Annotated in this window: 23 protein-coding genes; 14 read left to right on the top strand and 9 right to left on the bottom strand. The window is 46.9% G+C overall.

Annotated features, from left to right (window positions below; all coding sequences use genetic code 11):
* Positions 1 to 112: 112 nt before the first annotated feature.
* From fdhA to CMO31_03080, 6 genes are all read left to right on the top strand, one after another.
* Positions 113 to 1,303 (top strand): formaldehyde dehydrogenase, glutathione-independent, encoded by a 1,191-nt coding sequence (fdhA, locus tag CMO31_03055; GenBank protein MAZ52976.1) that lies wholly within the window; start codon positions 113 to 115, stop codon positions 1,301 to 1,303.
* A gap of 111 nt (positions 1,304 to 1,414) precedes the next feature.
* Entirely contained in the window at positions 1,415 to 2,407 is a 993-nt protein-coding gene (locus tag CMO31_03060) for an ABC transporter ATP-binding protein (GenBank protein MAZ52977.1), read from the top strand.
* On the top strand, positions 2,404 to 3,069 hold the full coding sequence (locus CMO31_03065; GenBank protein MAZ52978.1) for a thiamine diphosphokinase: 666 nt from the start codon (positions 2,404 to 2,406) through the stop codon (positions 3,067 to 3,069). Before CMO31_03060 ends, CMO31_03065 begins: the two co-directional genes overlap by 4 nt.
* Before the next feature lie 350 nt (positions 3,070 to 3,419).
* A complete protein-coding gene (locus CMO31_03070; GenBank protein MAZ52979.1) occupies positions 3,420 to 4,388 on the top strand; it encodes a hypothetical protein in 969 nt (322 codons plus the stop codon).
* A 207-nt stretch (positions 4,389 to 4,595) separates the two neighbouring features.
* Positions 4,596 to 4,994 (top strand): NUDIX hydrolase, encoded by a 399-nt coding sequence (locus CMO31_03075; protein ID MAZ52980.1) that lies wholly within the window; start codon positions 4,596 to 4,598, stop codon positions 4,992 to 4,994.
* A gap of 437 nt (positions 4,995 to 5,431) precedes the next feature.
* Entirely contained in the window at positions 5,432 to 6,721 is a 1,290-nt protein-coding gene (locus tag CMO31_03080) for an aspartate--tRNA(Asn) ligase (GenBank protein ID MAZ52981.1), read from the top strand.
* Positions 6,722 to 6,970: 249 nt separating this feature from the next.
* Here CMO31_03080 and murA read toward each other — a convergent pair whose 3' ends face one another.
* Positions 6,971 to 8,284, bottom strand: coding sequence for a UDP-N-acetylglucosamine 1-carboxyvinyltransferase (gene murA, locus CMO31_03085; GenBank protein ID MAZ52982.1), 1,314 nt, complete (start codon positions 8,282 to 8,284; stop codon positions 6,971 to 6,973).
* 145 nt (positions 8,285 to 8,429) lie between these two features.
* Positions 8,430 to 9,053 (bottom strand): thymidine kinase, encoded by a 624-nt coding sequence (locus CMO31_03090; protein ID MAZ52983.1) that lies wholly within the window; start codon positions 9,051 to 9,053, stop codon positions 8,430 to 8,432.
* 470 nt (positions 9,054 to 9,523) lie between these two features.
* Here CMO31_03090 and CMO31_03095 point away from each other — a divergent pair, with 470 nt between their 5' ends.
* Positions 9,524 to 10,066 carry an HslU--HslV peptidase proteolytic subunit gene (locus CMO31_03095; protein MAZ52984.1) on the top strand — a complete coding sequence of 181 codons (543 nt, stop codon included), beginning with the start codon at positions 9,524 to 9,526 and terminating at the stop codon, positions 10,064 to 10,066.
* Positions 10,067 to 10,089: 23 nt separating this feature from the next.
* Entirely contained in the window at positions 10,090 to 11,373 is a 1,284-nt protein-coding gene (locus CMO31_03100; protein MAZ52985.1) for an HslU--HslV peptidase ATPase subunit, read from the top strand.
* Between the two features lie 78 nt (positions 11,374 to 11,451).
* On the opposite strand, the gene CMO31_03105 is transcribed toward CMO31_03100, so the two are convergent.
* The gene (locus tag CMO31_03105) at positions 11,452 to 12,684 is read right to left on the bottom strand and encodes a hypothetical protein (GenBank protein ID MAZ52986.1); all 1,233 of its coding nucleotides are present in this window, start codon (positions 12,682 to 12,684) and stop codon (positions 11,452 to 11,454) included.
* Between the two features lie 331 nt (positions 12,685 to 13,015).
* On the opposite strand from CMO31_03105, the gene CMO31_03110 reads away from it, so the two are divergent.
* From CMO31_03110 to CMO31_03120, 3 genes are all read left to right on the top strand, one after another.
* Positions 13,016 to 14,800: a hypothetical protein gene (locus CMO31_03110; GenBank protein ID MAZ52987.1), complete on the top strand. Its 1,785-nt coding sequence runs from the start codon at positions 13,016 to 13,018 to the stop codon at positions 14,798 to 14,800.
* A 187-nt stretch (positions 14,801 to 14,987) separates the two neighbouring features.
* Complete coding sequence (locus CMO31_03115; protein ID MAZ52988.1) at positions 14,988 to 15,806, top strand: xylose isomerase; 819 nt, start codon at positions 14,988 to 14,990, stop codon at positions 15,804 to 15,806.
* Positions 15,807 to 15,992: 186 nt separating this feature from the next.
* Complete coding sequence (locus CMO31_03120; protein ID MAZ52989.1) at positions 15,993 to 17,291, top strand: aspartate aminotransferase family protein; 1,299 nt, start codon at positions 15,993 to 15,995, stop codon at positions 17,289 to 17,291.
* Between the two features lie 70 nt (positions 17,292 to 17,361).
* Here CMO31_03120 and CMO31_03125 read toward each other — a convergent pair whose 3' ends face one another.
* From CMO31_03125 to CMO31_03150, 6 genes are all read right to left on the bottom strand, one after another.
* Positions 17,362 to 18,186, bottom strand: coding sequence for a hypothetical protein (locus CMO31_03125; GenBank protein MAZ52990.1), 825 nt, complete (start codon positions 18,184 to 18,186; stop codon positions 17,362 to 17,364).
* Positions 18,187 to 18,241: 55 nt separating this feature from the next.
* Positions 18,242 to 19,345: an aminofutalosine synthase MqnE gene (locus CMO31_03130; protein MAZ52991.1), complete on the bottom strand. Its 1,104-nt coding sequence runs from the start codon at positions 19,343 to 19,345 to the stop codon at positions 18,242 to 18,244.
* Between the two features lie 382 nt (positions 19,346 to 19,727).
* Positions 19,728 to 20,477 carry a hypothetical protein gene (locus CMO31_03135; protein MAZ52992.1) on the bottom strand — a complete coding sequence of 250 codons (750 nt, stop codon included), beginning with the start codon at positions 20,475 to 20,477 and terminating at the stop codon, positions 19,728 to 19,730.
* The gene (locus CMO31_03140; GenBank protein ID MAZ52993.1) at positions 20,477 to 20,674 is read right to left on the bottom strand and encodes a hypothetical protein; all 198 of its coding nucleotides are present in this window, start codon (positions 20,672 to 20,674) and stop codon (positions 20,477 to 20,479) included. The genes CMO31_03135 and CMO31_03140 overlap by 1 nt, the downstream gene beginning before the upstream one ends.
* A 126-nt stretch (positions 20,675 to 20,800) precedes the next feature.
* Positions 20,801 to 23,023 (bottom strand): aldehyde oxidase, encoded by a 2,223-nt coding sequence (locus CMO31_03145; protein MAZ52994.1) that lies wholly within the window; start codon positions 23,021 to 23,023, stop codon positions 20,801 to 20,803.
* Positions 22,960 to 23,424 carry a (2Fe-2S)-binding protein gene (locus tag CMO31_03150; GenBank protein MAZ52995.1) on the bottom strand — a complete coding sequence of 155 codons (465 nt, stop codon included), beginning with the start codon at positions 23,422 to 23,424 and terminating at the stop codon, positions 22,960 to 22,962. The genes CMO31_03145 and CMO31_03150 overlap by 64 nt, the downstream gene beginning before the upstream one ends.
* Positions 23,425 to 23,533: 109 nt before the next feature.
* On the opposite strand from CMO31_03150, the gene CMO31_03155 reads away from it, so the two are divergent.
* The 3 genes from CMO31_03155 to CMO31_03165 all read left to right on the top strand — a co-directional run bounded on the left by CMO31_03155 (position 23,534) and on the right by CMO31_03165 (position 26,695).
* Complete coding sequence (locus CMO31_03155) at positions 23,534 to 24,502, top strand: threonine dehydratase (GenBank protein MAZ52996.1); 969 nt, start codon at positions 23,534 to 23,536, stop codon at positions 24,500 to 24,502.
* A 21-nt stretch (positions 24,503 to 24,523) separates the two neighbouring features.
* Entirely contained in the window at positions 24,524 to 24,904 is a 381-nt protein-coding gene (locus CMO31_03160) for a hypothetical protein (GenBank protein ID MAZ52997.1), read from the top strand.
* A gap of 174 nt (positions 24,905 to 25,078) precedes the next feature.
* On the top strand, positions 25,079 to 26,695 hold the full coding sequence (locus CMO31_03165; protein ID MAZ52998.1) for a vitamin K-dependent gamma-carboxylase: 1,617 nt from the start codon (positions 25,079 to 25,081) through the stop codon (positions 26,693 to 26,695).
* Positions 26,696 to 26,750 lie beyond the last annotated feature (55 nt).

A 26,750-nucleotide genomic window follows, 5' to 3' on the forward strand; every position in this document is an offset into this window, starting at 1 on the left:
TACTGGATATTCTTGTCTTCGAACTGGTCATAGCCTACAATAGTGATCTAGCACGCGGAATGATTTTAATGTTGAGTTCGGACTAGAAGAACTCCTCAAGGAGGCGATACGTATGGCCAGCAATAGAGGTGTAGTCTACCAACAGCCTGGAGTAGTGGAGATTCACAACATCGACTTCCCCGAATTATCCTTGGGAAATCGCAAGTGTGACCACGGTGTGATCCTGAAGATTATCTCGACTAATATCTGCGGAAGCGATCAGCATATGGTTCGGGGCCGTACAACTGCCCCTGCCGGTTTGGTACTGGGTCATGAAATCACTGGTCAGGTAATTGAGGCAGGTCGCGATGTAGAGTTCCTCAATATCGGTGACATTGTTTCCGTACCTTTTAACATTGCCTGTGGCAGGTGCCGAAACTGTAAAGAAGGTAATACCGGGATTTGTTTGAACGTGAACCCGGCTCGACCAGGAGCAGCCTATGGGTACGTAGATATGGGTGGCTGGGTCGGTGGCCAAGCAGAGTACGTGATGATTCCTTATGCAGATTTCAACCTTTTGAAATTCCCTGATAACGACCAAGCGCTTGAAAAAATTAAGGATCTTACCCTTCTATCGGACATTTTCCCTACTGGATATCATGGAGCGGTTTCTGCTGGGGTTGGTCCTGGAACCATCGTTTATGTTGCTGGTGCCGGGCCAGTTGGTCTTGCCAGTGCCGCCTCATGTCATCTATTGGGGGCAGCAGTTGTCATAGTCGGGGATATGATCCCAGAGCGTCTCGAGCAGGCTCGTAGCTTTGGTTGCGAAACAGTTGATCTAACACAGGACGCATCTCTGGCTGAACAGATTGAAGAGATCGTCGGAGTTCCAGAAGTTGATGCTGCAGTAGACTGCGTAGGCTTCGAAGCTCGTGGTCATGGCCATGACGCAGGTGTGGAACAACCCGCAACTGTGCTCAATTCCGTCATGGAGGTTACTCGGGCAGGAGGCGCATTGGGAATTCCGGGCCTATACGTCACTGGTGACCCAGGTGGGGTTGACGAAAACGCTAAGGTGGGAATGCTCGGAATCCGAATTGGTTTAGGTTGGGCTAAATCTCATCACTTCACAACAGGGCAATGTCCAGTAATGAAATACCACCGACAGCTGATGAATTGTATTCTTCATAATAAGATCGAAATTGCCAACGCTACTAATGTTACGGTGATTTCGCTTGATGAAGCGGTGCAAGGGTACAAAGACTTTGATGCCGGCGCCGCACGGAAGTACGTTATTGATCCGCATGGGATGGTCCCCGCCTGATAAATCCAGTCAGGATTACACATGTGACCTCAGGGTTCCTTGGTCAGCACAGCACTTCCTGGGAACCCTGTGTACTGACCAATGGCGGCGCAAATTTAATGGTTGTCTAAGATGACGCTCCGAATTAAAAGCTTAACAAAACGGTATGGTCGAACTTTAGCGGTTGATTCGGTCACGGTAGAGATCGCCCCAGCAGAAACCTTAGCTTTACTGGGCCCCTCTGGTTGCGGCAAGAGCACTCTTCTGAGATTAATTGCCGGACTAGAGCCGCCGGATGAAGGTCGAGTCCTGATGGAAAACAGGGATCTTTCCGGAGTCTCACCCCAAAACAGAAACATCGGTATGGTGTTTCAAGACTATGCTCTCTTCCCTCACCTTGATGTAGGTAGAAATGTTGCTTTCGGTTTAGTCGAACTTGGGGTGCCTCGGGATGACCAACAACGCCGAGTAGGAGAACTACTCGAGCTAGTAGGACTATCTGGAAGTGAGCGCCGCCGCATCCACGAGCTTTCTGGTGGCCAGCAACAACGGGTAGCCCTAGCCCGTGCCCTAGCACCAGAACCTGAAGTTTTGTTACTAGACGAACCGCTTTCTAATCTTGACCAGGCTTTACGAGAGACGCTAAAGGTGGAACTCAAAATGATCTTGAGGCAACTCAAGGTCCGAGCAATCTACGTAACGCATGACCAATCCGAGGCAGTTACCATGGGTCAACGGGTTGCTGTGATGCGTCAAGGCCGTCTTGAGCAAATAGCAACCACAGACCGACTGCGTGAAGCACCAAAGAATGTATGGTTAGCCCAGTTTCTAGGCCACCCTAATATTTTTTCAGAGCAAAGCCTAAGTAACGCTACAGGAATCCAGGTTCAGGGACCCGCTATTCTTCGCACTGACTTGATTTCGCTTGGCGGAAACGTGGCCGCTGAAGTATTGAGTTATGAGAATCAGGGTAGCTTAATCCAAATAGAGTTACTGATACCCTCTTGGGGCCTCTCAGTGCAATGGGAAGGGTTCGCTCGCGAAGTGCCGTCCAATATCTACCCCGGTAAGTCGGTATCCCTTCATATACCTGACGATGCGTGGGTTGAGCTAGGTAGAAAATGATTGCGCTGGTGTTGGCCGGGGGCGACCTCACACCTAACGCCAGGCTTCGTCACCTTGCTAAAGAGGCATCCCTGGTGATTGCTGCTGATTCGGGATTAACTCACGCTTCGGCATTAGGCGTCTCACCAGATCTGATAGTAGGAGATTTTGACTCTGTAACTCCTCAGGATTTACAACGATACCCCAACACTCCGCACAGCCGACATCCGACCCAGAAAAACGACCTAGACCTAGAACTAGCTGCTAAAGAGGCGCTAAATCTGGGAGCCTCTCATCTACGACTGATGGGAGTCATCGGTAGTCGCCTAGACCAATCACTTGGTGGCTTACTGATAGCTGCTAGGTTGCACAAGGAACGAGTTCCGACTACTGTCCACACTATCGACACTGACGTGCACTTCATAAGCCAGAATGAGTCATTACGACCCACAAGACCAGCCGGTACTCTATTTAGCGTGTTAAGTCTTTCCCCTAAGTCAGCTATCTCGATCCGAGGGGCTAATTATCCTTTAGATAATCATTTGCTTGCCTTTGGGGTAGGCCAGGGAATATCCAACTTGAGTACTAGTGGGCTCGAAGTGCACGTTAAAGAAGGCCTTGTGGCTTTACTGTTACAAGATGACTCTCTAGCCACAGAAGTGGTTAAAAATAACAGCTCCTGAGAAAATCACGTTGACTAGCTTGACCAAAACCCTAAGTAACCTTACATTAAAAGGACCCGTTAATAATTTGCCGCAGCCTACTACAATATAGAGCTCACCATAATTTCATCACACCGCCACTAACTCTTTAAAATAGGGGTTTATCAGAGTCGTTAGAGGCGCCAACATAAAACCCCGTGCCAAAAAATCACTCAGGTGCACCAGAATTTTCCAATAGACATGATGATTTCACCAAATTAACTGTGGGCGTATGTTTTCCCAAAGCCTCTGATCAGCATTGGGATTTTCTCAACCCTTGATTTCAGAAAATCCCAATAGAACTGGATGACTCCAGCAACTTAGCCCAAGTTATGATTAGGCTTATGTTGAAGATCCAGCAGTGGTTACTTCCATTAATCGCCGTTTCAGTAACCATCTCAGGCTGTGGGAACCCGACAAAAAACAGCGTAGTTAATGACAGTGCCTACGACATTGAAGTCCGTTATGTCACTGAACCCAGCTCTAGCCAACAAGAGATTTTCGATGACGCTGAAACTCGCTGGGAGAGTATTATCACTGGTGATCTCCCTGATATAGACGTTAATTTTGCGGCTGACTACTGCGGGGTTAATGAACCAGCAATTTCTGAAACAATTGATGACATTATTATTTGGGTTGATGTTCCAGCGATTGACGGAGCGGGAGGGGTACTTGGCTCTGCTGGACCATGTACAATCCGAGGCTCGAATAACCTAACTGTTACTGGCCTTATGAGGTTTGATAGTGCCGATATCGATAATATGGAAGCAAATGGCACTCTCGACGAAGTTATCCTTCATGAGATGGGGCACGTGATAGGGATTGGCACCCTATGGGATGATTTCAGCTTCCTGGACTTTTCTGGTAACAGTATTGTCTGTTCTTATGTCACAGCGTTCGACACAAATCCGACCTTTACTGGACCTCTTGGAGTAACTGAATACAATAACCTTGGTGGCGTTGGTGACGTTCCCTTAGAAGAGGACGGTGGCGCCGGAACAAAATGTAGCCACATTGACGAAGATATCTTTGATGCAGAACTCATGACTGGTTATATAGAGAATGCAGGAACTACAATGCCCATATCCCTACTTACTATAGCAATGCTGGAAGACCTCGGCTACTCGGTAGCCGATTCTGAAGCCGATACATATAGCATACCTAACTTCCAAGCCCTGACGGTTGAAGGCGCCAACTCAAAAACTGATAGCCATCTAACTGAAAACGAATGGGAAGAGGTTCTACTACCTAAGGCGATTATTGGTCCCAATGGTACTTTACAAGAAATTAATACTCCATAGGGCCATCATCTGGCGCAAAAAGATAAACCAAAAGTTGCAATGACAAATTGACTTGGGCCTTTTGTGTTGCGATCATTAGCTTAATCGGTCTCACACGGCCTAATCGACTGTGGCAGCCCTCGCAGTATTCAGAGTTCACTCTTAAAGACCTCGTAGGTGAGGTATGCTAAATTCTGCGTGGAAACGTCCTTATCAACCTCATTCGTCGTGGCGATTGCAGTTGTGATCTTCTATGATCATAAGGTACTAGCTATGCGCCGTTCACAACAGAAAGATGCTGGACCTGGGCTTTGGGAGGCAGTATCGGGACGGGTAGAGAAGGGCGAAGAACCCTTCTACGCAGCTCACAGAGAAGTCCTTGAAGAGACAGGCCTCAAAGTTTCCCTTGATCCACGACCTATTACGACTTACGCTGCTACTCGATTGACGCAACCGATGGTGGTAATAGTTTATCGAGGGGAAAGCTCAAACACGATAGTTCGTAGGAGCGAAGAACACGATGCCCATGAATGGCTTACACCCGAATGCTTTAGCAAAAAAACTCCGATCAGCCAGCTTGCCAAAGCCGCACTTCAGGCGTCCAAGCTCGGGCGTTACACTCTTTAGCAAGCTGAACTAATCACGTAACGAGCACGAGAAGATCACCCAAAGGCTTAAGACTCTCTTGCATTAAGTCAATATATTTCCTCATAAATAAAGTACGGAGCTCCTGTCAAACCAACTAAAAATTACCTCTTTTAATGAACAAATGACCAATTCCAGCAAAAATTTACCTAAATCTGTTCTAAACCCTAAAGGCCCAGGGTCGATTCAGGAACTTTACAACCATTAACGAAATTGAAGGAAGGGTTACCGTTAATTAAGTTGACACCCTGTTCGACCCCTGCTAGGATGCTGCCCAGCGATGATCCTGCGGCTTCCTTTCAACCCTCTTCAACGCCCAGCTAAATTGTTGCTTAGGTAGCGTCGGGGTGCAAACTTACTTAACCTCGCAGACTTGACCCCAGGGCATCTCCCGCCTGGGTTTTTGCTTGAGGAGATATATGTCAGTCTTTTTGCCATCACGAACTTTGGTCTCGGAACTGGCTACAAAGGTGGGAACAACCGTAACCATCCGTGGCTGGGTCCATAACCGGCGGGATCTAGGTGGGATCCAGTTTCTACACTTAAGAGATAGATCAGGAGCCGTACAATGTGTATTTGAGGATACGGAGCTACCGCTTTTCGAAAGTTGCATTGAGGTAAGTGGAACGGTTGAAAATAATACCAAAGCGCCAGGTGGTATTGAATTACACTGTAATTCCTTAGAAATCATCAACGTCGCTCTAGCACCCCCACCAATAGAGATACCAAAGGAGGAAGTTCATGTTAATGCAGAAACTCTCCTCGAATACCGTCATGTCTCGATACGAGGCTTAAAGACCCAAGCGACCTTAAAAATTCAGGCAGAGTTAGTCAAGGCATTTCGGCAACATCTTGATCAAGTAGGCTTTACTGAAATTTTTACACCAAAACTGGTATCGGCTGCCGCTGAAGGCGGTGCTAACCTATTTGAAGTTGATTATTACGGTAAACGGGCTTATCTGGCGCAATCTCCTCAGCTCTACAAACAAATTATGGTGGGAGTTTACGAACAGGTCTATGAGGTAGCTCCGGTCTATAGGGCTGAACTATCACACACCAGCAGGCACTTATCAGAATATTTATCTCTTGATGTAGAGTTCGGCTTCATTGAAGATGACACCGACGTGATGGACTTGCAGGAGAGTCTCATCAAAGGAATGTTGACTAGTGTTAAAACAAGTTGCAAACAGCACCTCGAATACCTAGAAGCCGAATTTCCTAATCTCGAAGTCCAAATACCCCGCATACCCTTGATGGAAGCACGAAAATTGGTTGCTGAGCACTTCAATCATCAAACTGGCGGAAAAGACCTTGACCCTGAAGCTGAAAGGTTACTAGGCCGTTGGGCAAAAGAAAAACATGGTAGTGACTTCATCTTTGTCACTAACTATCCAAAGGCCGCCAGACCCTTCTACACTTATCCCACGGAAGATGGTCTTACTCGTGGACTAGACCTAATCTTCCGTGGAGTCGAAATCACATCAGGAGGACAGAGAATCCATGACTACAAAGTTCTTCTTAGTGAACTCAACGAGAGACAAATGAATCCTGAAGATTTCCGTGGTTACCTTGAGGTTTTCAAGCACGGAATGCCTCCACACGGTGGATTCGCGATTGGTGCAGAACGACTGACCGCCCTCTTACTAGGAATTTCTAACGTCCGGTTCGCCCGGGCCTTTCCCAGAGATGGCGGCCGCTTGATCCCTTGACAGAATATCCGCTTGGCATAACGCCAACCCCTAGAAATGCACTTATATACCAATAGATAATTTTTCAAGCGAAACTATATTTAGGCGTAACCCCACCAGCTCTGCAAGGTGTCTGGGGTAGGGCGTCACCGTGAAGGATTCCTATAAATTATTCCTGCACAAGACTCTAGCATCCATCGTCAGAGGGAGAACCGTCATCTGATTCGAGTTACAGCACGAACTCGCACAAAACCAAAAGTTCAATTACCCTCATCGGACAAAAGAAATAGTCGCCCCTAATGAAGTAAGTTTATAAGGAAGATCTTGGTAACCCCGTTGAATATGCTCAATACCTGTTAGGTAACTTTCTTCGGGAGCAGAAAGCGCGGCAATCACTAATGCTCCTCCTGCCCTGAGATCCGTTACATGTGCAGTTCCACCCTGGAGCCTCCCCCCCTCTATACATATGTCAGCTCGGTCACCCTCCCAATCAAGTTGACACCCTAAGCGAGATAGTTCTGGCAGGTATGCTGTGCGCAAAGGAAAAACTGTATCTACAACGTGACTTTTTCCCATTACAGTAGACAAGAAAGCTACCGTTTGGGGGTGTAGATCCGTAGGATATCCTGGGTGCGGCTTAACAACTACTTCCATAGGTCTCAAAACTCTAGAACGAGCATCGACTCGCAAAGTTACAGGGTCAAGCTCTTGAATAGAAACTCCCGTGTCACGCAACAAACTAACGACTGGAAAAAGGTGAGTGGGTTCAATTCCGGAAACAGTTACTAAACCCCTAGTAGCTGCTGCTGCGAGAAGGTAGGTTCCAGCCTCCATGCGATCTGGAATTACTTCGTAATCTCCTCCCGTAAGACTCCCAACTCCTCGAACAGTGATGGTGTTACCGGCAACAACAATGCTTGCTCCAAGATGATTCAAGAATCCTATTAAAGCCAATACTTCTGGCTCAGTCGAAGCATTTTCTAGAACGACTTGAGTGGAATTTAGTGTAGCTGCCATAATTGCGTTGCGAGTCCCACCAACTGTCCTAATATCGAACCGCACATTCCCTTCTAGGGGACGTCGATAGGCTGCAGTAATAGATCCTTCGATCTCAGTGACAGATGCCCCAATCCCCCGTATGGCCCTCACATGCTGATCTACAGGACGTGGCCCAAGACGGCAACCACCAGGAAGTGTTAATTCGGCTTCTCCCTCTCGACCTAGTATTGGACCTAGCAACTCGAAGGAAGCCCTCATACGAAGAACTAGTTCCGGAGGAGGAGCAATCGAAAGGAGCTCAGGAGTGTGCAAGGTAACTTCAGAAGGCCCCGACCAACTCCAGCGGGTACCTAAACTCTCTAGGATGTCTAGTAAAACCTCAACATCCGAAATCCTCGGGACACGATAAAGGGTTACAGGTTCACGGGTCAAAAGGCTGGCGGCAAGCAACGGCAAAGCTGCGTTTTTAGCTCCAGAGACCTCGACTGAACCTTCAAGTGCCGTGGATCCCTGTAGCAACAACGCCCGGTCCGACAACTTCGCACCGGAAGAAACCCGCTTTGCTCCCGGCCGGTCTCTATCCATCTAATGAGTAGCTTACGCAAATTACACAACCAATGTCAATTCGCACTAAAGATCCTTTAGGCAAGCTCAAATCGAAAACCAAGACCCTGTACCAACAACAGCCTAAGGTTAGCCCGAAAAACCTTCGCTCACTGTGCAACCGAGTTCATTCCACGAGTGAAGATTTTGTCCCAAACAACGGCGTAAGTCGTTCAGCGGTCAAGACAATATGATGTTCACGGCAGCGCGGTTCGTAGCTCTCGAAAGCACCAACCAGGATTACTGGGTCACTGGTGTGAGCTGGTTGCCCCTGGATTAGACGTTGTGTTCGAGTAGCAGCCCGGCCACAGGAACAAATAGCCGTAAGTTTCACCACCACCTCTGCTTGGGACAAAAGTTCCGGCATTGGACCAAAGGGAATGCCCCGAAAATCGAGATCGAGGCCAGCTATAATAACTCTGGTTCCTTGATCAGCAAGCTGTAAAGCTAGCGGCGTAAAAGCTTTGCTTAGAAACTGGACTTCGTCTACAGCTACCACCTGGGTGTCTTTTCTCAGGAGGCTCGCAATATCATCTATAGATGATATTGGCTGAGCTTCCAATTTACGACCGTTGTGTGAAGCAATTGCTACTGCGTCATACCGATCATCAAGGGTAGGTTTAAAAACCTGGACATTCTGGCCAGCAATAAGAGCTCGGGTCACACGCCTAATTAACTCTTCGGACTTACCAGAAAACATGGGGCCCGTTATGACCTCAAGCCAACCACCACCAAATTCATAGAATGGCATGCATAATAGTACCAGGGCTTCCGAAATACAGAGTCGACTAGTGCCTGCAGAGCTTTCCCGGTTAGATTAAGTAGCGGCACGAATAACAGAAACGTCGCCTAAATTAACCGGTAATGCTTTAAAATTACTTGGTCGCAATACCAAATCACCTACCTTTAAGGGCTGGAAATACGTTCACGGCTCTGCGTCTCTCCCAGACTTATATAGATGCGTATAATATGGTTCAGAAAAACCGTTGACTATCAACTAACCCTTTTAATCCTAAATCAAGGTCTCGACGCCCAGAAACAACGTGTTTCATGCCTGTCAAGCACGATTTTCATAGGCTATCCGCCTCCTTCGAACCCCAATAAGGAAGAAGTCTCCGGTATTAGTTCTGTCCCGAAAATACCGACTAACCTTGGCATCCTAAACCCTGCTAAAGACCAGTTGACTTTGGAGCCTGTTATGCTTGCTCCCATATGATGCGGATGCATGGCACAACTATAGTGGCTGTTCATCGAGATGGGGTATCTGCCCTAGCTGGCGACGGCCAGGTGACACTCGGTGATCAAATCGTAAAACGTGGTGCAGTTAAGGTCCGGACACTAATGGGAGGAAGTATACTCGCTGGATTCGCTGGAGCCGTAAGCGATGCTTTCACATTAATGGATAAGTTCGAAGGGCACCTAAATACAAGCCGAGGCAATTTAACTAAAGCGGCAGTCGAGACCGTGAAGGAGTGGCGAACTGACCGCGTACTTCGTAACCTGGAGGCAATGTTAATAGTTGCTGACGAAGAACAGCTCCTCACTTTATCAGGAGTGGGTGATGTTGTTTCTCCTGATGAGAAAGTCTCAGCTATTGGTTCAGGCGGAGCCTATGCTCTTGCAGCTGCCTCTGCACTACTTCGACACACAGACCTTTCAGCAACCGAGATAGCCAAGGAAGCCATTCTTATTGCTGCAAGTATAGATGTCTACACAAGCGGTACCGTAACCTTGATAAGCGTACCTCCGGAGGAGATTACATGACCGGTGAAGCACTTGTTCGTGTAATCGAAGGTCTGACCCCAATTCAAATTGTTGAGGAACTTGACAAGCACATAATTGGTCAGGATAAGGCTAAGCGCTCAGTGGCAGTAGCGCTGCGAAACCACTACCGTCGCAGACAACTCTCAAACGAACTGCAGGAAGAAATCACACCGAAAAATATCCTAATGATTGGCCCGACGGGTGTGGGTAAAACAGAAATTGCGCGAAGACTTGCCAGGCTCGCTAAAGCCCCTTTTATAAAGATAGAAGCCACCAAATTTACCGAAGTGGGTTATGTAGGACGCGACGTCGACTCTATTGTCAGAGACTTGGTTCAAGCTTCTTACATAATGGTTGAAGACGAAAAAAAAGATGAAGTTGCTGAACGTGCCTCTGTTGCAGCCGAAGAACGACTACTTGACGTGCTTCTACCTGGGGGTACGCAGGAGGGACGTAATAAGATGCGGGTCTTGCTTCTAGCTGGAAAGCTAGAAGAAAGACAGGTGGAAATCGAAATTAAAGAAGAACAGTCTCAAGCATCAATGATGATCCCGGGGATGGAAGAAATGGGCTTTAAGCTACAAGACATGCTGTCAAATGCAATGCCCAAACGAAGAGTAGATCGCAAAGTCTCGGTCACCGAGGCCCGTAAAGCTCTTGAGAGCGAAGAAGCAGAAAATCTTATTGATCATGACGAAATAAGCCGAGAAGCGATTTATCGTGCCGAAAACCAGGGGCTAATTTTCCTTGATGAGATTGATAAGATTACTTCAGATGATAGGTCTGGGGGGCCAGATGTGAGCGGTGAGGGAGTTCAACGAGACCTTTTGCCGATAGTTGAGGGGACGCAAGTTAATACCCGTTATGGTCAGGTAAAAACAGATCACGTCCTATTTATTGCCGCAGGAGCTTTTACCGTATCTAAACCCTCTGATCTAATACCTGAATTGCAGGGACGTTTTCCGATTCGTGTAGAACTAGAAGAGTTAACAGCAGCTGATTTCCAACAGATTCTCACACAAACACGCCACTCACTTACCCAACAATACACGGCACTTCTGAGCGTAGATGGGACTGAACTAACATTTGAAGAATCCGGGGTTGTAGCCATAGCGGAGTATGCGGAAAGAGTTAACCAAGAAATTGAGGACATTGGGGCCCGTCGCCTCCATACTGTCCTCGAAAGCGTACTTCAAGATGTCAGCTTTAGCACCGGCCTAGGGCCCGTATTAATTGATAGTAGATATGTCAAAGAGAAAATTGAATCGATTATTGATGACATAGACTTATCGCGATATGTCCTTTAAGACTTTTGAAAGCACACAGTCAAATCGAAGGGATTGCTGTTCTTGAATTGGTCTTATAAACAACCCTAAATTTTAGCCTTAGTTAGGCACGACTAGAACCATTCCAGGATAAATAAGGTCCGGATTATCGCTAATGAGAAATCTATTTGCGTTCGCTATGTCAGGCCACCTGTTTCCGTTCCGATAGAAGAAACTAGCTATGGACGACAATGAATCGGCTGGCTGAACAGTGTAGATTCCACGTGCACCCGTAAGTCTCGCAACTTCATTTTGAGCGTTCTCTAGGGATTGCCGAATCGTTTGCAACTGTGCCTGCTGATCGTCCCCTACTTCATCAAGCTCCCTCGTCTCCTGTAAGAGGGTTTCGTATTTTAAGGTCAGATCACTCGCTAAATCCTGAGCCGCTTCTAATTCATCTGCAGTACGCTCGAGCCTTTCAGAGAGTGACTCATTACGATTCTCAAGCTGGTTGAGTTGGGACAAAAGAGTGTCCCGCTCTTCTAGGGTTCTTAACAATGACGCTTTTAGCTCATTTGCCTGCTCAACATCGGGCATTTCCCCCAGGTCAGACTCAACTGCAACTACTTCTCGCCTAGAGAGTTCTACTCGACTGAGTTCTGCTTCAGCTAGACGATCTTTAGTCAGACTCAGCTCGACCTCGAGGGCGGTCTCCCGATCCCTAACCTCGATCACCTTAGCCTCTAAAGCTGCAATTTCCTGATTTCTCTCCCGCCCTGAAGACTCTTTGAACGCTATAAATTCTCGCTGGAGGGCTTCGCGCTCATCAATCAACGACCGAACCTCACCACCAATTTCCACCAGTTGATCGTCAAGATTAATTGCTTCCTCTTTCACCTGTTCATTCTCAACCAAAAGGCCCTTGATTCGACTTTCTAATTTAGCCTCGATAACGGAGGCAGCCTCACGGGTTTCTTCTAACTCAAGCTGAAGCTCTCCCACCTGGACAATAAGACCAGCACTCCTTGATTCAAGATCCTTAACTGTTTGATTCGGCCCGCACCCCACCAAATAGAACATGAGAAGAAGCAATACTGTAACTGACAAGAATGTCTTAGGCATTACTGTGCCTCCTAGGTAGGTAACAATATTCGGAACAGCATAATTGCTCATATTATAGTGCCTCGACGCGATCGTGTCCGCCTTTGTGTCATGTGCAGTTGCGAAAATAGTTGACCTCTCAACATATTTCCATACAGAAAAAATAGTTATCACACAAAAGCTTTCGACTCCATTACCCTGGTTGATATACGGTATTGACGAAACATTAACTCGTAAAATTACGACTCTCATAACAGACTTGATCTAGTTTGTAACAAGATTGTTCAGATAATTATCAGAGTAAACCTTGTCCCCCAGTAGGTAACGCGTGTCTTGATAGTGACTTGGGGATTAGCGACCTCGTCAAGACAAACAATGATGTGGCGCCTGTAAGCTAGGGTGACCTAAGGCATATAGGGTGAATCGTCATAGGGACCAGCACAATTTTGACCCTTGACCCAAAGTTTGTCGTATTAGTAAGAAATTACGACAGACATCAGCCGGAGTCGTGATAATCGTAAATAAGGTTTCTTGTATCAACCTCTCGTTGGATAAAAACCTCTGGCATGAAGGGAAGTATCAAGTGAAGATTACTCCTCAATGGAAAGTAAAGGCTGCTTTTGAGCCAGCAAAATTAGAAGACGTCTCCTACGAAGGATGGCTTGTCGACCGGATAAACATAAATATTGAAAAGCGTCTCCTAAGCCTGGACCTAGACATGATCCTAGATCCTTTCGTTAACCGACCAGGTAAACAATGGTGGGCTGGGGAGCATGTAGGAAAGTACTTGCACGCAGCAACATATGCTTGGCAATTTACTGGTAACAAAAAACTAAAGGAACGTATGGACTCTACCGTGGATAAACTTATAAGCACCCAACTAGAAAACGGTTATCTGGGTACCTATAGGGAAAAAGACCAGTTCCACGAAGGATCTGGACTCGGTTGGGATGGCCCGGTTTGGGACGTTTGGACCCACAAATACAATCTTATTGGCTTACTTACCTATTTTTGTGCTACTGGTCACTCACCTGCCCTCAACGCGAGCAGGCGAGCGGCAGACCTTATGTATGAATTGTTCGTCACGAAAAATCGAAGCCTGCGACTTGCCAGCGCACATGAAGGAATGGCTGCAACGAGTGTTTTGGAACCAATAGCTTTGCTCTTTCGCCTAACAGGTGAACCGCGTTACTTAGAATTCAGCCATAGGATCATCGAAGCCTGGGAAGACGAAAGTGACCCCGAAACCTGGATGTATGAAGACGGCTGTCAACTTCTGAGTAGCCTCTTGGAACACGGAAATGTTTACAAGACAGCTAACAGGAAAGCATACGAGATGTTATCTAACCTAGTGGGATTAATGGAGCTGTATCGAATTGACCCCGATGAGCGTTACTTCACAGCCTGCACAAATGCATGGAACGATATTGCCAATAATCGCCTTTACATGACAGGAACAGCTAGCTATTTCGAACAATTCACACAGGACGACCGCCTACCTGCCGGTAAGGCTGTTGGAGAGGGATGTGTCACCGTAACTTGGTTACAACTGACACGCCACCTACTCGAATTGACAGGCGAAATCCAATATGCCGATGAATTAGAACGCACAACTTATAACGCTTTGCTGGCAGCCCAATCACCACGTACCGGGGAAGTATCTTACTTCGTACCCTTACTTGGATGCAGGGACTTTAATGGTCACGACCTCAAACTAACACCACCAATCTCTTGTTGTTCGAGCAGTATTCCCCGTGGCATTGCAATGATTCCGACTTTTGTCTCCGGAATTCTGAATGATAAACCAGTATTATTCCAGTACGTTCCAGGCAGGCATGTTCTAGCTTATGGTGATCAGGATGACCGAAAAGAAGTGATTATCAATATCAGTGGTGATTATCCCCATACTGGTGAATTAAGCATTGAAGTTCTCCCGACACACGCTGATCGATTTCCTATCGTCTTACGGGCACCAGCATGGGCTTCTAGTTTCCAAGCGATCATTAACGATCAGATCTTTACCCCTAAGGACACCCGCATGATAGAAATTGAACGCTACTGGGAACCTGGAGATACGGTACTTATTAACATCCCCGTGAAGACCCGACTGGTTCCTCACGCAGACAAGACGACGACCTCTAATGCTTTTGTAAGGGGACCACAGGTACTGGCCGTCGATACAGCCATTGAAAGCGCTAAGGGTATTCCTACTTCTGGTTGGTGGGGAAACATCCTCTACAAACAAGTTGCGAGACAGAACGGCATTGAAAAAGAGTTCCAGCTTGTACCTTTCGCTGATGCTGGCCAGAACAAACAAGAGTACGCGGTTCTCCACAATGGGGTTGAAGAACTCGGGGAAGGGGAATAACCTGAATCATGAACTCTTTTTGTACTATATCTAGGGTATAAATTACGTCAACTTTCCGCTTCTACAACACAAACCGTATAGCAAATCGGAGGGTATAAATATCAGAGATAACCTGAAAATCGGTAATGCCCCTTGCTCTTGGGGAACTATAGAGAACATTGGGGGTAATCGACTTGGTTACAAGCAGATGCTTGATGAGTTAGTTGATACAGGCTATGTCGGTACCGAATTAGGGGACTGGGGGTTCATGCCTACCGAACCCAAGGTTCTAGCCTTAGAGCTTGGGGCTCGTAACTTAGAATTGATTGGCTCGTGGGTCACCGTTCGTCTTTACGACGAATCAAGTCACCAAGCTGGTGTAGAGCAAGCGATCCGGACAGCCCAACTCATGGCAAAAGCTTCTTCGAACAGCCCTATTATCAATATCGGCCCGGATCACGGCTCAGTCCCATTACGCCATGCAAACGCCGGTAGAATTCTTCGAGAACACGGCCTGACCAAAACTGCCTGGAAAGTGTACACTCGCGGTGCTGAACGTGTCGCTCGAGAGACATTGATTAGTACTGGCCTTCAATCAGCATTTCATCCCCACGGCTCTACCTATGTTGAAACTCCTGATGAAATCGACACCTTCTTGGCTAATACTGACCCCAGTTTAGTCGGCTTGTGTTACGACACCGGTCATTTTGCTCTCGGTGGCGGTGACCCGGTCGAGGGAATTTTCCGATATGCCGACCGAATACGTCTTGTTCACTTCAAAGATTTTTGTCCAGAAGTGGTAAAACAAGCAAACCAGGAAAATATGAATTACACGGAAATGATTGGCGCTGGCGTATTCAGCGAACTTGGTCAGGGTAGCGTGGATTTCCAAGCTGTCCTTTCAGCATTACATGACATTGGTTACAATGGTTGGATAACGGTTGAACAAGATATTCTCCCTGGTATGGGTACCCCTAGAAAAAGCGCGAAAAAGAACCGTGATTACTTGAGATCCATCGGCCTCTGACCGACATGGGGTCTTGATGATCCACGCCCGACAAGCCAGCATGTGTCCACCCCTTTTAATAAAACGTCACGCATGGTTCAATTACCTCAATCATAGTGCAACGCACCAACATAGGAGTGATACGTGGCCGACCCAGCGTTAGATCTTAATACCTTACTAATCCACGACCGAGCTCTAATCCATCCAATGCAACATCCGTCCAGCCATGAAAACCCTTTAATAGTCAAATCTGGTCAGGGTGTATGGATCACAACTGTTGATGGGAAACGATATCTCGATGCCGGCTCAGGTTTATGGAACGTTAACGTAGGTTACGGACGAGATGAACTGGCAGATGCAGCCCATGCTCAGATGCGTACTGTCGCATACGCCAACAATTATTCCGGAACTAGTAATATGCCTGCCATTGAATTAGCGCATTACCTAGCCGGCTATGCATACGAGGGCCTTAACACCACCTTCTTCACTTCGGGCGGTACCGAAGCTAACGAAAGCGCATTCAAAACTGCCAGGTACTACTGGAAAATGTTGGGTAAACCCGAGAAATTTAAGGTGATATCACGTAAGGATTCATTTCACGGTCTATCTCTTGCGACTATGAGTGCTACCGGTATATCTCGTTTATGGCCAATGTTCGAACCTCGCACGCCAGGTTTCCTTCATGGCGCCTCACCCAACCCCTATCGTTATACCGAACCACTAAAATCCGGGGAAACCATAGGACAATCAGCAGCTAACTCTATTGAACGAATAATTTTACAGGAGGGGGCTAACACTGTTGCTGCAGTAATCGCCGAACCCGTTCAGGGCGCGGGGGGAGTGATTGTCCCGCCCGATGATTATTTCCCTGAGTTACGAAGAATTTGTGACCAGCACAATGTACTCTTGATCGCTGATGAAGTCATCACTGGATTCGGACGCACAGGCGCTAATTTTGCACTTCACAGGTGGAACGTCACTCCAGACATTCTCTCGTTTGCTAAAGGTGTAACTAGTGGGTACTTACCCTTGGGAGGAATACAAATATCAGACGCTATTAGGGAAGCAATTGAGGATGCTGACCTTGAACAAGCCTGGTTGCACGGCTTCACCTGTTCTGGACACCCTGCTTCTTGTGCAGTAGCACTTGAAAATATTTCTATCATAGAACGCGAGAAGCTAGTCGAAAATGCTGAATCGATGGGCAACTACCTGCTTGACGGATTTGAGGTCCTGAAAACCAAATTTGAAAGCGTGGATTACGCGCGTGGTCTTGGACTTATGTGTGCCCTTGATTTTGTCAAGAGCCGTAGAAACCGAGACCCTGACGCAGAACTTGCTGCAGAAGTAAAAAGGCATTTCCAAAAACTCGGCGTATTAGCTCGTAATGTTGGGAGTTCACTCGTATTTAGCCCGCCCTTAGTCATTTCGAAATCGGAAATAAAACACTTGATTAAAATGCTCGAACAAAGCATCGAAGGGGCCCTAAAACTGGTAAAAAGATGACCAGTATGTTCTGTTAATTAATTTGATTGGTGTTCAAAGTCATGCCACACACCAGTCCAAAACCTAATCTTTAGAGTTGCCAGAAGCGTACATCTTCCACCTTAAAGCCAGGAAGAGCCATTCTACCGAATGCAAACAGACCTTCTTTGTCAGCAGGCTCAAAGTAATATCGAAAATTCCCAAGGTACTTGCGCATCTGGCTCTCCAAAAGGCCGAGCTTCTTTGCCTCAACCTCCACAACTTTATGAAGGCTAGCGAGGCCTGTTTCTCTTGCTTGTCGGAGTTTAGTTACCAAGATTTCTGAGGGTGGATTATCTGCCTTGGAAACCAATACGGCAAAAGTGAAAGGTAAGCCCGTCAATCGATTCCATCTGGCACCAAGATCCGTTATATGTGGGCGGCGACCATCAAATTTACGTTTGGCTAAACTCTCTATAAGAGCAGCATCGCCGATCAATAGGGCAGCATCATGACTTGATAACATTTCAGAAAGAACTGGTTTCGCGGGCCGAAAGTCGGCTTTTAATTTTTCCTTCTGGAATAACAGTCGCAATAGTGCAACACTAGTGGCAGAATCTGTACTAATTGCTATTTTGGCTCCATCCAAGTCAGTCCATTTCTTCCAATGAAATAGCATGACGCTATAAACAGATCCAAGGGTAGATACGGAGAAATCCGGTAATGCTAGAAGGTGACCCCGATGCCTAAGAAATTCAATCGAAGACATTAGCGTGAGGTCAATCTCATCCGAAAGCAGCATCTGATTAAGTTCAGTTGGAACACCGGAGACAAACCTTATGCCTTCCACTTCCTGTAGACTCCAAAAAAGAGGTGCCACGTTGGCATATGACACCATGCCAAGTCGTTCCTTAAAACCTGAATATGACTCAGCCATCCCTATAGCGGGTATCTTTGAGGAAATGACGGTCACCTCCAAAGTGAGTCTAAGTTCAAACGAAGAGCTTTAATTCATTGTAAAGAGCATCCCGCCTTACCGGCATTCGACCTGCTTCTCGAATAAGACTAACCAGCTTATCTTCACTAAGCCCATAGTCTGTAACCGCTCCGGAAGCGTGAGCAATCCGTTCTTCCTTTATCGTCCCGTCGATATCAGAAACCCCAGCTGAAAGAGCCACCTGGGTTAGCTCGGGGGTAATCATAATCCAGTACCCCTTAATGTGAGGAAAATTGTCAAGCATTAGCCGCGATACAGCTAAATTCCGGAGGTCATCCAAGCCTGTTGTGAATTCGAAACGTTGAATCTCTTTTGCAAGAACGTTGTTGTCAGGCTGAAATGCCAACGGGATAAAGCTTAAAAAACCCGGCGTTTCATCCTCTAGCTGCCGCAAGCGAATCATATGATCAAGCCGATCCTCATAACTCTCGACGTGACCATAAAGCATCGTTGCATTGGTCTTAAGCCCGAGCTCGTGGGCGATTCGGTGGATTTCCAGCCACTCTTCCGCTTTTACCTTAGCGCGAGCAATCTTAGTCCTAACCGCCTCAGCAAAAATCTCCGCTCCGCCACCAGGTAGAGCGACTAACCCGGCTTGTTTAAGTTCAACGAGCACCTCTCGATATGTCTTACGCGGACGAGTGATTTTCGTAAAGTGATGTATTTCCGCAGCAGTCCAAGCTTTTACCTGAACCCCCGGATAACGCTCGGTAAGACCAGCCGTCAAGTCAAGATAGTACTGCCAAGGGCGATTAGGGTGATGACCAGAAGATATATGAATCTCAGTGAGGTTAGGGTGGTAGTGTCTGTCAATAAACTCCCATACATCCTCTAACTCCCAATCCCAAGCGCCTTCCTCACCAAATTTTCGCTGGAAGCCGCAGAATGTACACCCAACGTAGCAAATGTTTGTCTGCGATAACCTTAAGGAGTGCACGAAGTAAGCCTTATCACCTACTTTTCTTCGTCGCACTTGATCAGCAAGCCTGGCAACAGTGGGAAAATCGTGTGTTCCGTAAAGAATCATGCCTTCGTCAAAACTAAGTCGTTCGCCTTCGACAACTTTTTCAGCTATGCCCTCGAGGCGCTTATCGGCAATGGGAAGGTTGTATAAAGAAGTGCCGACCACAGAACAAGAAGTATAACAGGCGGTAACCGCAATAACTGTTCCTTAAACATGCATTTCAAACCCTTTATTCAAACGCCTAGAATAGAAATGTTACTGGAAAAATCTCCTCGCAAGCAGTGGTTAACCTAGCCTCGTTAATATTGAAACAGGAAGGGGATTAAGAGCCCAATAATAGTAGTTATCATTATCCGTAAAAGATCCTCAGAAAAATTAACAGAAATAGAGAGTGGCTTGTCTTTGTGGCATTAATTCCGGCAATAACCCCAACATACGCCAAAATAACGTCGACCAAAATATGTGCTGAAGCCAAGAAGCTTCCAATGTTTATTACAGAACCAATCGCCCAAATAACTTAAGGTTGAAAAAATATTTCTACTTCTTCTGGACTCCGAGCGTAGCCTTCCAAGTTACCCGTTGACATGCCATCACCTCGTAATGCCATCTCAACCACTCGCTGATTGAACGGATATATTTCATCACTTGCCAAATAGTCTTTGACAGGCATCCACTTGACATCATGAATCTCAGGGTCAAGATCTCTGATCTCTTCGGTTAAAGGTGTTAACTGGCAAATAAAATACAAATTAGAACTTCCAAAAAGATTTACGTGCCAGTGGCGTACGCACACCATGGCTTCAAAACGAGCGTGCACACCAGTTTCCTCTAATACTTCACGCTCAACTGCGGTACCAATGTGTTCTCCCGGATCGACGTACCCACCTGGCAATTTATATCGATTAGGGTTATTGCGCTCAGTCGCCTCCCAAACAACTAGAAGTTCTTGTTGATCGTTAATTACAACTGCACCGGCACCAACAGTATGAGTAGCAGAAGGGACAAAAACAGGTTCTGCAGTCAGCGAACGTAATAAGGTTAGCTCTTGAGCATTACTGTGATGGAAAGCAAAGCCAGCTTTGACCGCAACAGGAATCAATTCCGAAAGATGAATCGGTAGCTCGAGCAAAACTGATCGGTGTCCCTTGTCCCGCCAAATCTCTAAACTAGCCTGAAGCTTAGACCCAAAATCAACCGGTTCATTGGGAAGAGCTGAAGGGTCAGGTATCACTGCACCATGACGGTTAACGCGATGGAGGAGCGTCATTAGCTGCACTCTACCCTTGCATCGCAACACAAATTAAGAGTCCTCACTATTTCTTCTTCAGAGAGTGAACGACCGAACTTAATTATTGACCTATAAAAAGCTGAAACGTAACCGGTAGCCATCCTGGTTCCTTCCCGACACTCGACATCAATTTGTAAGAAATCAATCACACTCATTACAGAAAGGTTTTCAGACATTATAAAAGGCTTATGAAGTCGTCCTCTCCCGGATTCAAGATAAACGAACTAACTAAATGATTCCCTCTGCCTCTATTCTACCAGGAGCAGTTACCTATTAAGGTCCAGAAAAACTAGAATGAGGGATTAGGAGAAATCTAAGGGCATCCTGCGAATCCTTTTGCCTGTTAGCGCAAACACAGCATTGGCGACAGCGGCGGCTACAGGACCCATCGGCGGCTCACCCATTCCAAACGGTTCTTCCCCACTTTCGACTAATACAACATCTATTTCTGGGGTCTCCCGTAACGTCAAAAGGGGGTACTGATCAAAATTCCTGGCCCGTGGCAAACTGTTAGAAAAACTCACGTTCTCCTTCAGAGTAGAACTTAGTGCCATTACTATTGAACCTTGAGTCTGGGCAATCGCTCCATCGGGGTTTATAACAAGTCCCGGATCAACAGCTGCAGTCACCCGATGAACATAAATTACATTGTTCTCCACCGAAACTTCGGCAATCTGAGCAACCACAGTCCGAACATTAGTGCAACAAGCTATACCTTGGGCTCGACCAGTTGGCAACGGCCCTCCCCAATCAGCATGCTCTGCAGCAGTTTCTAGAACTTTGCGCAGCCGTAAAGCTTCTTCATCACCGGATAAGTGATTCATTCGGAACTCTAATGGATCTACCCCTGCATTTATTGCAAGCTCGTCAAAGAAACTCTCTACAGCAAACGTGTTTGCAAGTAAGCCCAATCCACGCCACCAAGTAGTTTTAATAGGCAACGAAACCCTTTGCTGGGTCACACGCCGATGTGGCACAGCATATTGGATTGTAGCGCCCTTCCAAGCAGCAAAATCGGCTCCCATCACGGCACCAGCCACCGCAGGAAGGTCAGCAAGACTTACGTCACCACTAGCTAGCTGATGTTCTATTGCTTCAACTCGACCGCCCTTCAAAGAACCTCGGAGAACGCTGTGGGTAGGTGGCCTGAAGCTTCCGAACAAAAAATCTTCTTCCCTAGTCCAACCCACATGTACAGGACGACCTGCCGCCTGAGAAAGTCGTGCAGCCTCACCAGCTACCTCTACATTCAACTTACGGCCAAATCCCCCTCCCAGATAGGTCGGCATAACCTCTACATCTGACCGCTTTCTCTTCAGAATGCTTGCTAGTTCTTTCTGAACCAACTCCGGTGACTGCGTGGAAACCCAAGCTTGAACACCGTCTGAACGTACGTCTACCAAGGCTGCTTGCGGTTCAAGATGGGCGTGATAGGCCGGTGGTGAACGATACTCTGCTGAAATTAATTGGTCTTTGTTTTGTAGGTTAGCTCGCGTTCTACCGTGACGCTGAATCAAAACACCACGGCCGTCTTGAACGGTCGTGACCCGTTCAATATCTTCAGTTCCAAACGACTCCACAACGCTCCAACGCAGTTCCAGGTGCTTTAAGGCTTCGGTGGCCTCTTTGCGACTAGTCGCCACCACCCCAGCAAAACCGTCCTCCACCAAAACTGTAATCACGCCAGGCTGTTCGATAGCCCGACCTGGAGAGGCATATTCTAATTCACTTCCAAGTTCCTTAGGTCGGGCTACTACCCCATAGCCCATCCCGTCAATATATTTATCGTAGCCATACGTTGCCACGCCAGTTAATTTCGATAAAGAATCTACCCTAGGAAGAGATTTACCAATGTATCTATATTCGCGCCTGGGCTTTAATGTCGGAATAACTTCTGGTACTTCCCACTCTCCAGCAGTAACTGCAATTTCTCCGTACGAAAGTTTCTCAGTAAAGTCGTTTCTTTGAAAGACATAACCGTTCGTAGCCACAACTAATTCAGGGGAAAGGGACCATAGGTCTGCCGCCTTTATTCGGATCATTTCGCGCAGTGTGGCTGCAACTTCCCGAAGCGGATCGAAAAGGGAGTTTATTGAACTACTACCACCAGTACCGAAAGGGTCGTTAAGCCCCCGAACAGTACTGGCTTGCACCACCTTGATATCTTTCCATTCGATCTCGAGTTCCTCGGCAGCAATCTGGGCTAGAGCTGTATGTACACCTTGTCCCATCTCAACTTTCGGCGAGTACAGTTTAACCGTGCTGTCTGGCAAAATTTCGAACCAAAGATTGGGAGGCGCTTTCACTGTCCCTGGTGCAGTAGAATCATCAAGGTACCGAGCTAAGGCAAGCCTACCCTCACGCACTCCAACCGTCAATCCAATTGCAAGTCCCGAACCCAGTAGTCCAAATCCGATAAGGAAGCCTCTTCGAGAAATACGCCAACGTCGTTTTTCTGACCTCATGAATCTTCTCGAGCTATTTCTGCGGCCATCGCTACAGCAGTCTTGATACGCACATAACATCCACAACGACAGTAATTTCCGGTCATTGCCTCAACAATCTCAGTCTCATTGGGTGCCGAATTCTTCTCTAAAAAAGCCGCTGCTGTCATCATTTGTCCGCTCATGCACCAACTACACTGTGGTACCTCTAATTCCAAGAAAGCCCTCTGGACAGGATGCAGGCCTCCAGAAGCCGAGAGTCCTTCAATAGTGGTTATCTCTCGACCCTCGGCAGCAGCGACGGTGGTTATGCAGGACCTAGTTACTTGACCGTCTAGATGTACAGTGCAGGAACCGCAAATTCCTAGTCCGCAACCGTATTTGGTACCGGTCATTCCGAGAGCATCCCGCAAAACCCATAGCAAGAGATCATCGGGAGATACGTCAACGTTGTGGGGACGCCCATTAACAATCAATTCCATTAATTACCATTTTGCGCTCTAATAGTGAGGGGTACTGCAAGGTGGGTTGCAATATGGCGATGATACTTAGCCTTGCCTTCTCACACAAAAAGCATATTATTGGAGGGTCGTGAGTGTAACACTTACAGAAATCCGCTCTGCTGCCCACCGAATTGCAAACGCAGCAATCCGTACCCCACTAGTGAAACTACCCTTAAAAGGTGAGGTGTACGCTAAGACCGAAAACCTACAAAAGACCGGATCGTTCAAGTACCGTGGTGCCTATAACTTCCTAGCTTCGCTAAATCCTGACGAAAGAAGATTAGGGGTCGTCGCCCATTCAAGCGGCAATCACGCACAGGCAGTTGCACTTGCAGCCAAATCGTTTGGAGTTCCAGCCACGCTAGTTATTCCTGAAGGCGCACCTGAAATCAAAATCCGCAAGACTATCGAACATGGTGCTAAAGTCTTACGGTGTAAAAACAACAGAGCTGACCGGACGAGAGTTGCTAAAGAGGTGGTCGAGGCAACAGGCCAGGTCCTGATTCCTCCGTTTGAACACCCTTGGGTCATTGCTGGTCAGGGAACAGTCGGCATTGAAATAGTCGAGGACCTTCCTGAGGTTAGCAACGTCATTGTGTGCGTCGGTGGTGGCGGCCTGATAGCTGGAATAAGTACTGCAGTCAAGTCGATTTGTCCTGAAGCTAAAGTAATTGGCGTAGAACCTGAACTAGCTGGAGATGCCGCCCAGTCGTTTGAAACAGGCAGCCCCGTAGAGTGGCCTGCTGAGGATGTAACCCGAACAATCGCGGACGGAGTTCGAACTCAACGGGTTGGGGATTTGAACTTCTCTATTATTCAGGATCATGTTGACGGCTTTGTTACTGTTACCGAAGAAGAAATACTACAAGCAACACGCTGGTACGCCCTAGAGGCACACGTAATGGTTGAACCTACTGGCGCACTGGCCCTAGCTGGTTACCGTATGCTCCTACGAGAGATCTATCCAAACCTAACCCTTAACCCAGGACCAACAGTTCTGTTAATTAGTGGGGGGAACATTGAACCCAAGTTGATGGCAAAAATCATCCAGTCATAGTTATTGGGGTAAAATAGCTGAGTGTCGTCGCTAGTAGCCATTGTGCTGGTGTTATACGGCCTTTTGATTTCGTTTTGCCTAATTTTTTGGGCAGTTTTGAAGGTACGACGCGCAAGCTCTAAAAATACATCGCAGCTGAATCATGACGAATCCCACGCATGGCCACGAACCAATCGCTCTAAAGATCTTACTATTTTGAAAATACCTAGCGATGATCAAGGATCTAATCAAATACCTAGCTCAGGCATAAATAGCCTAGAAGGGTCAAGTGGAAACCCTGACGCTAAAACTAACGATCCTGACTTAAGACAAGCAGAACGGATCCAACCTAAGCATAATTCTCGGGAAAATGATGCCTTCGAAAGATTCCTTCGGGGCGACAGAGACAGAAAGGGGTCCTAAAATCTATTCGGTCGCGCAGCAATCCTAAGAAATTTATGCAAAGACGTTAATCTCCAGCTTATGGCCACATTCTGTACCAAATAATTTCAAAGCGAACTTGTGATCATGAGCTGCATAGAATCCGATATTTGTACGAATTTCGAAATTACTTTGTACCAAGCAATGTCGTGAGACATGATATCCTCAACCCACCTTGAGTTACGGGAAATTAAGATCTGTTTTGAGTTTCGCGCGCCATCAGAAACCATGACTGACCTAAATAGGGCATCTCGCCAACAAACCTCACAGACGCCTAAGCCCTCTATTATCGCTCACCTGTTTACTGATCTCGATGGCACCAGCCTCGCGGTTTTCCGTATAGCCTTCGGCCTGATCATGCACTGGGAAGTCTGGCGTTATTTCTTGAACGATTGGATTCGGGAGTACTACATTTGGCCTGCCTTTAATTTTCCCTACCCTTTTTTTGAATGGGTAACTCCCTGGGCTGGCAGCGGAATGTTCTTACACTTTGCTGTCCTCGGCATCCTCTCACTATTTATCACAACAGGTCTTTTTTACAGAATAAGTGCGCCTCTATTCTTTGTTGGCATTACATATGTTTTCCTACTTGAAGAATCTCATTACCTGAATCACATGTACTTGGTGTGCCTACTTAGCTTCCTGCTGATTTTTGTCCCAGCTAACCGATGCCTATCGCTTGACAAGATCATTATCGGCAAAGGATGGGGAACTAAAATCCCTGCGTGGTCCCTTTACTTGATTGGAAGTCAGATAGCAATTCCTTACTTCTTTGGTGGTGTAGCTAAGATTGGCACCGATTGGCTTCTCGCGCGACCACTTGCAATCGGTCTCGCTGGATTTGCTGACCTGCCCCTTGTAGGTCCTATGTTTGAACAGACTTGGGGACTCCTGTTCATTGCCTACAGTGGCCTTCTCCTTGATTTATTTATTGTTCCCTTACTACTATGGCCCCGGAGCAGAAGTATCGCCTTCTCTTTAATCACTGGCTTTCATCTATTAAATGCCTTCTGGTTCCAGATCGGTATTTTCCCATGGTTCATGATGCTTGCTGGCACAATCTTTTTTTCTCCAGACTGGCCACAAAAAATGCTTATGCGAATCAAATCTGTCTCTAGATTAGGGCAATGGGGAGTGGGGATCACTGGGTTACTGGGCGGCTTAATTGCCTGGGCAGCGATTGGGCTATCCCTTGTGCCAATCCTTGTTGGTATTCTTTCAGGGCTAGTAATTTCCTGGTTAGCAATTGACGCATTATGGCCAGAAGAAAAGTCATTGTCGCTACCGAATAAAACTTTTTATACCATCACTAAATCGCACAAAGTTACGAGCATTCTCCTCGCATTATGGATGATTTTTCAAGTAACCATTCCGCTACGACACTACTTAATTCCAAGTGTGGTGCATTGGACTGAGGAAGGTCATCGCTTTGCTTGGCACATGAAGCTCCGCGCTAAAGAGGCAAAGGTGCGTTTCTTTGCTTATAAACCAAAAACTGGAGAAGCTAAAAGCATAAATCCCCTTTTCACCCTCACGGCACGACAGTATCAAAAAATGTCTAGCCGACCAGACATGATCCGGCAATTTTCCCGCTATCTAAAACTCAATCTTGATCCGACCGGAACCGAAGGTATTGAGATTAGAGTTGATGCTGTTGCTTCTTTAAACGGACGACCAGAACAGCGCTTAATCGACCCGAAAGTTGATCTTGCATCGGTGAAAACCAGTAAACTGGCGAAAAATTTTTGGATAATACCTCTCAACAATCCCTAAATTCAGAGTGTCCTTGAGGACAGATAGGGGCCCTCCTTTGCCAGATATACGTTGC

This window comes from Trueperaceae bacterium (genome assembly GCA_002707365.1).
In the GTDB taxonomy this organism is placed as follows: domain Bacteria; phylum Deinococcota; class Deinococci; order Deinococcales; family Trueperaceae; genus UBA6957.

Bases quoted from the DNA above. Each gene is read 5' to 3' on its own strand.
- fdhA (MAZ52976.1), top strand. From the start codon at position 113: ATGGCCAGCAATAGAGGTGTAGTCTACCAACAGCCTGGAGTAGTGGAG.
- CMO31_03060 (MAZ52977.1), top strand. From the start codon at position 1,415: ATGACGCTCCGAATTAAAAGCTTAACAAAACGGTATGGTCGAACTTTA.
- CMO31_03065 (MAZ52978.1), top strand. From the start codon at position 2,404: ATGATTGCGCTGGTGTTGGCCGGGGGCGACCTCACACCTAACGCCAGG.
- CMO31_03070 (MAZ52979.1), top strand. From the start codon at position 3,420: ATGATTAGGCTTATGTTGAAGATCCAGCAGTGGTTACTTCCATTAATC.
- CMO31_03080 (MAZ52981.1), top strand. From the start codon at position 5,432: ATGTCAGTCTTTTTGCCATCACGAACTTTGGTCTCGGAACTGGCTACA.
- murA (MAZ52982.1), bottom strand. From the start codon at position 8,284: ATGGATAGAGACCGGCCGGGAGCAAAGCGGGTTTCTTCCGGTGCGAAG.
- CMO31_03090 (MAZ52983.1), bottom strand. From the start codon at position 9,053: ATGCCATTCTATGAATTTGGTGGTGGTTGGCTTGAGGTCATAACGGGC.
- CMO31_03095 (MAZ52984.1), top strand. From the start codon at position 9,524: ATGCATGGCACAACTATAGTGGCTGTTCATCGAGATGGGGTATCTGCC.
- CMO31_03105 (MAZ52986.1), bottom strand. From the start codon at position 12,684: ATGAGAGTCGTAATTTTACGAGTTAATGTTTCGTCAATACCGTATATC.
- CMO31_03115 (MAZ52988.1), top strand. From the start codon at position 14,988: ATGCTTGATGAGTTAGTTGATACAGGCTATGTCGGTACCGAATTAGGG.
- CMO31_03120 (MAZ52989.1), top strand. From the start codon at position 15,993: ATGCAACATCCGTCCAGCCATGAAAACCCTTTAATAGTCAAATCTGGT.
- CMO31_03125 (MAZ52990.1), bottom strand. From the start codon at position 18,186: ATGGCTGAGTCATATTCAGGTTTTAAGGAACGACTTGGCATGGTGTCA.
- CMO31_03135 (MAZ52992.1), bottom strand. From the start codon at position 20,477: ATGACGCTCCTCCATCGCGTTAACCGTCATGGTGCAGTGATACCTGAC.
- CMO31_03140 (MAZ52993.1), bottom strand. From the start codon at position 20,674: ATGTCTGAAAACCTTTCTGTAATGAGTGTGATTGATTTCTTACAAATT.
- CMO31_03145 (MAZ52994.1), bottom strand. From the start codon at position 23,023: ATGTTATGTGCGTATCAAGACTGCTGTAGCGATGGCCGCAGAAATAGC.
- CMO31_03150 (MAZ52995.1), bottom strand. From the start codon at position 23,424: ATGGAATTGATTGTTAATGGGCGTCCCCACAACGTTGACGTATCTCCC.
- CMO31_03165 (MAZ52998.1), top strand. From the start codon at position 25,079: ATGATATCCTCAACCCACCTTGAGTTACGGGAAATTAAGATCTGTTTT.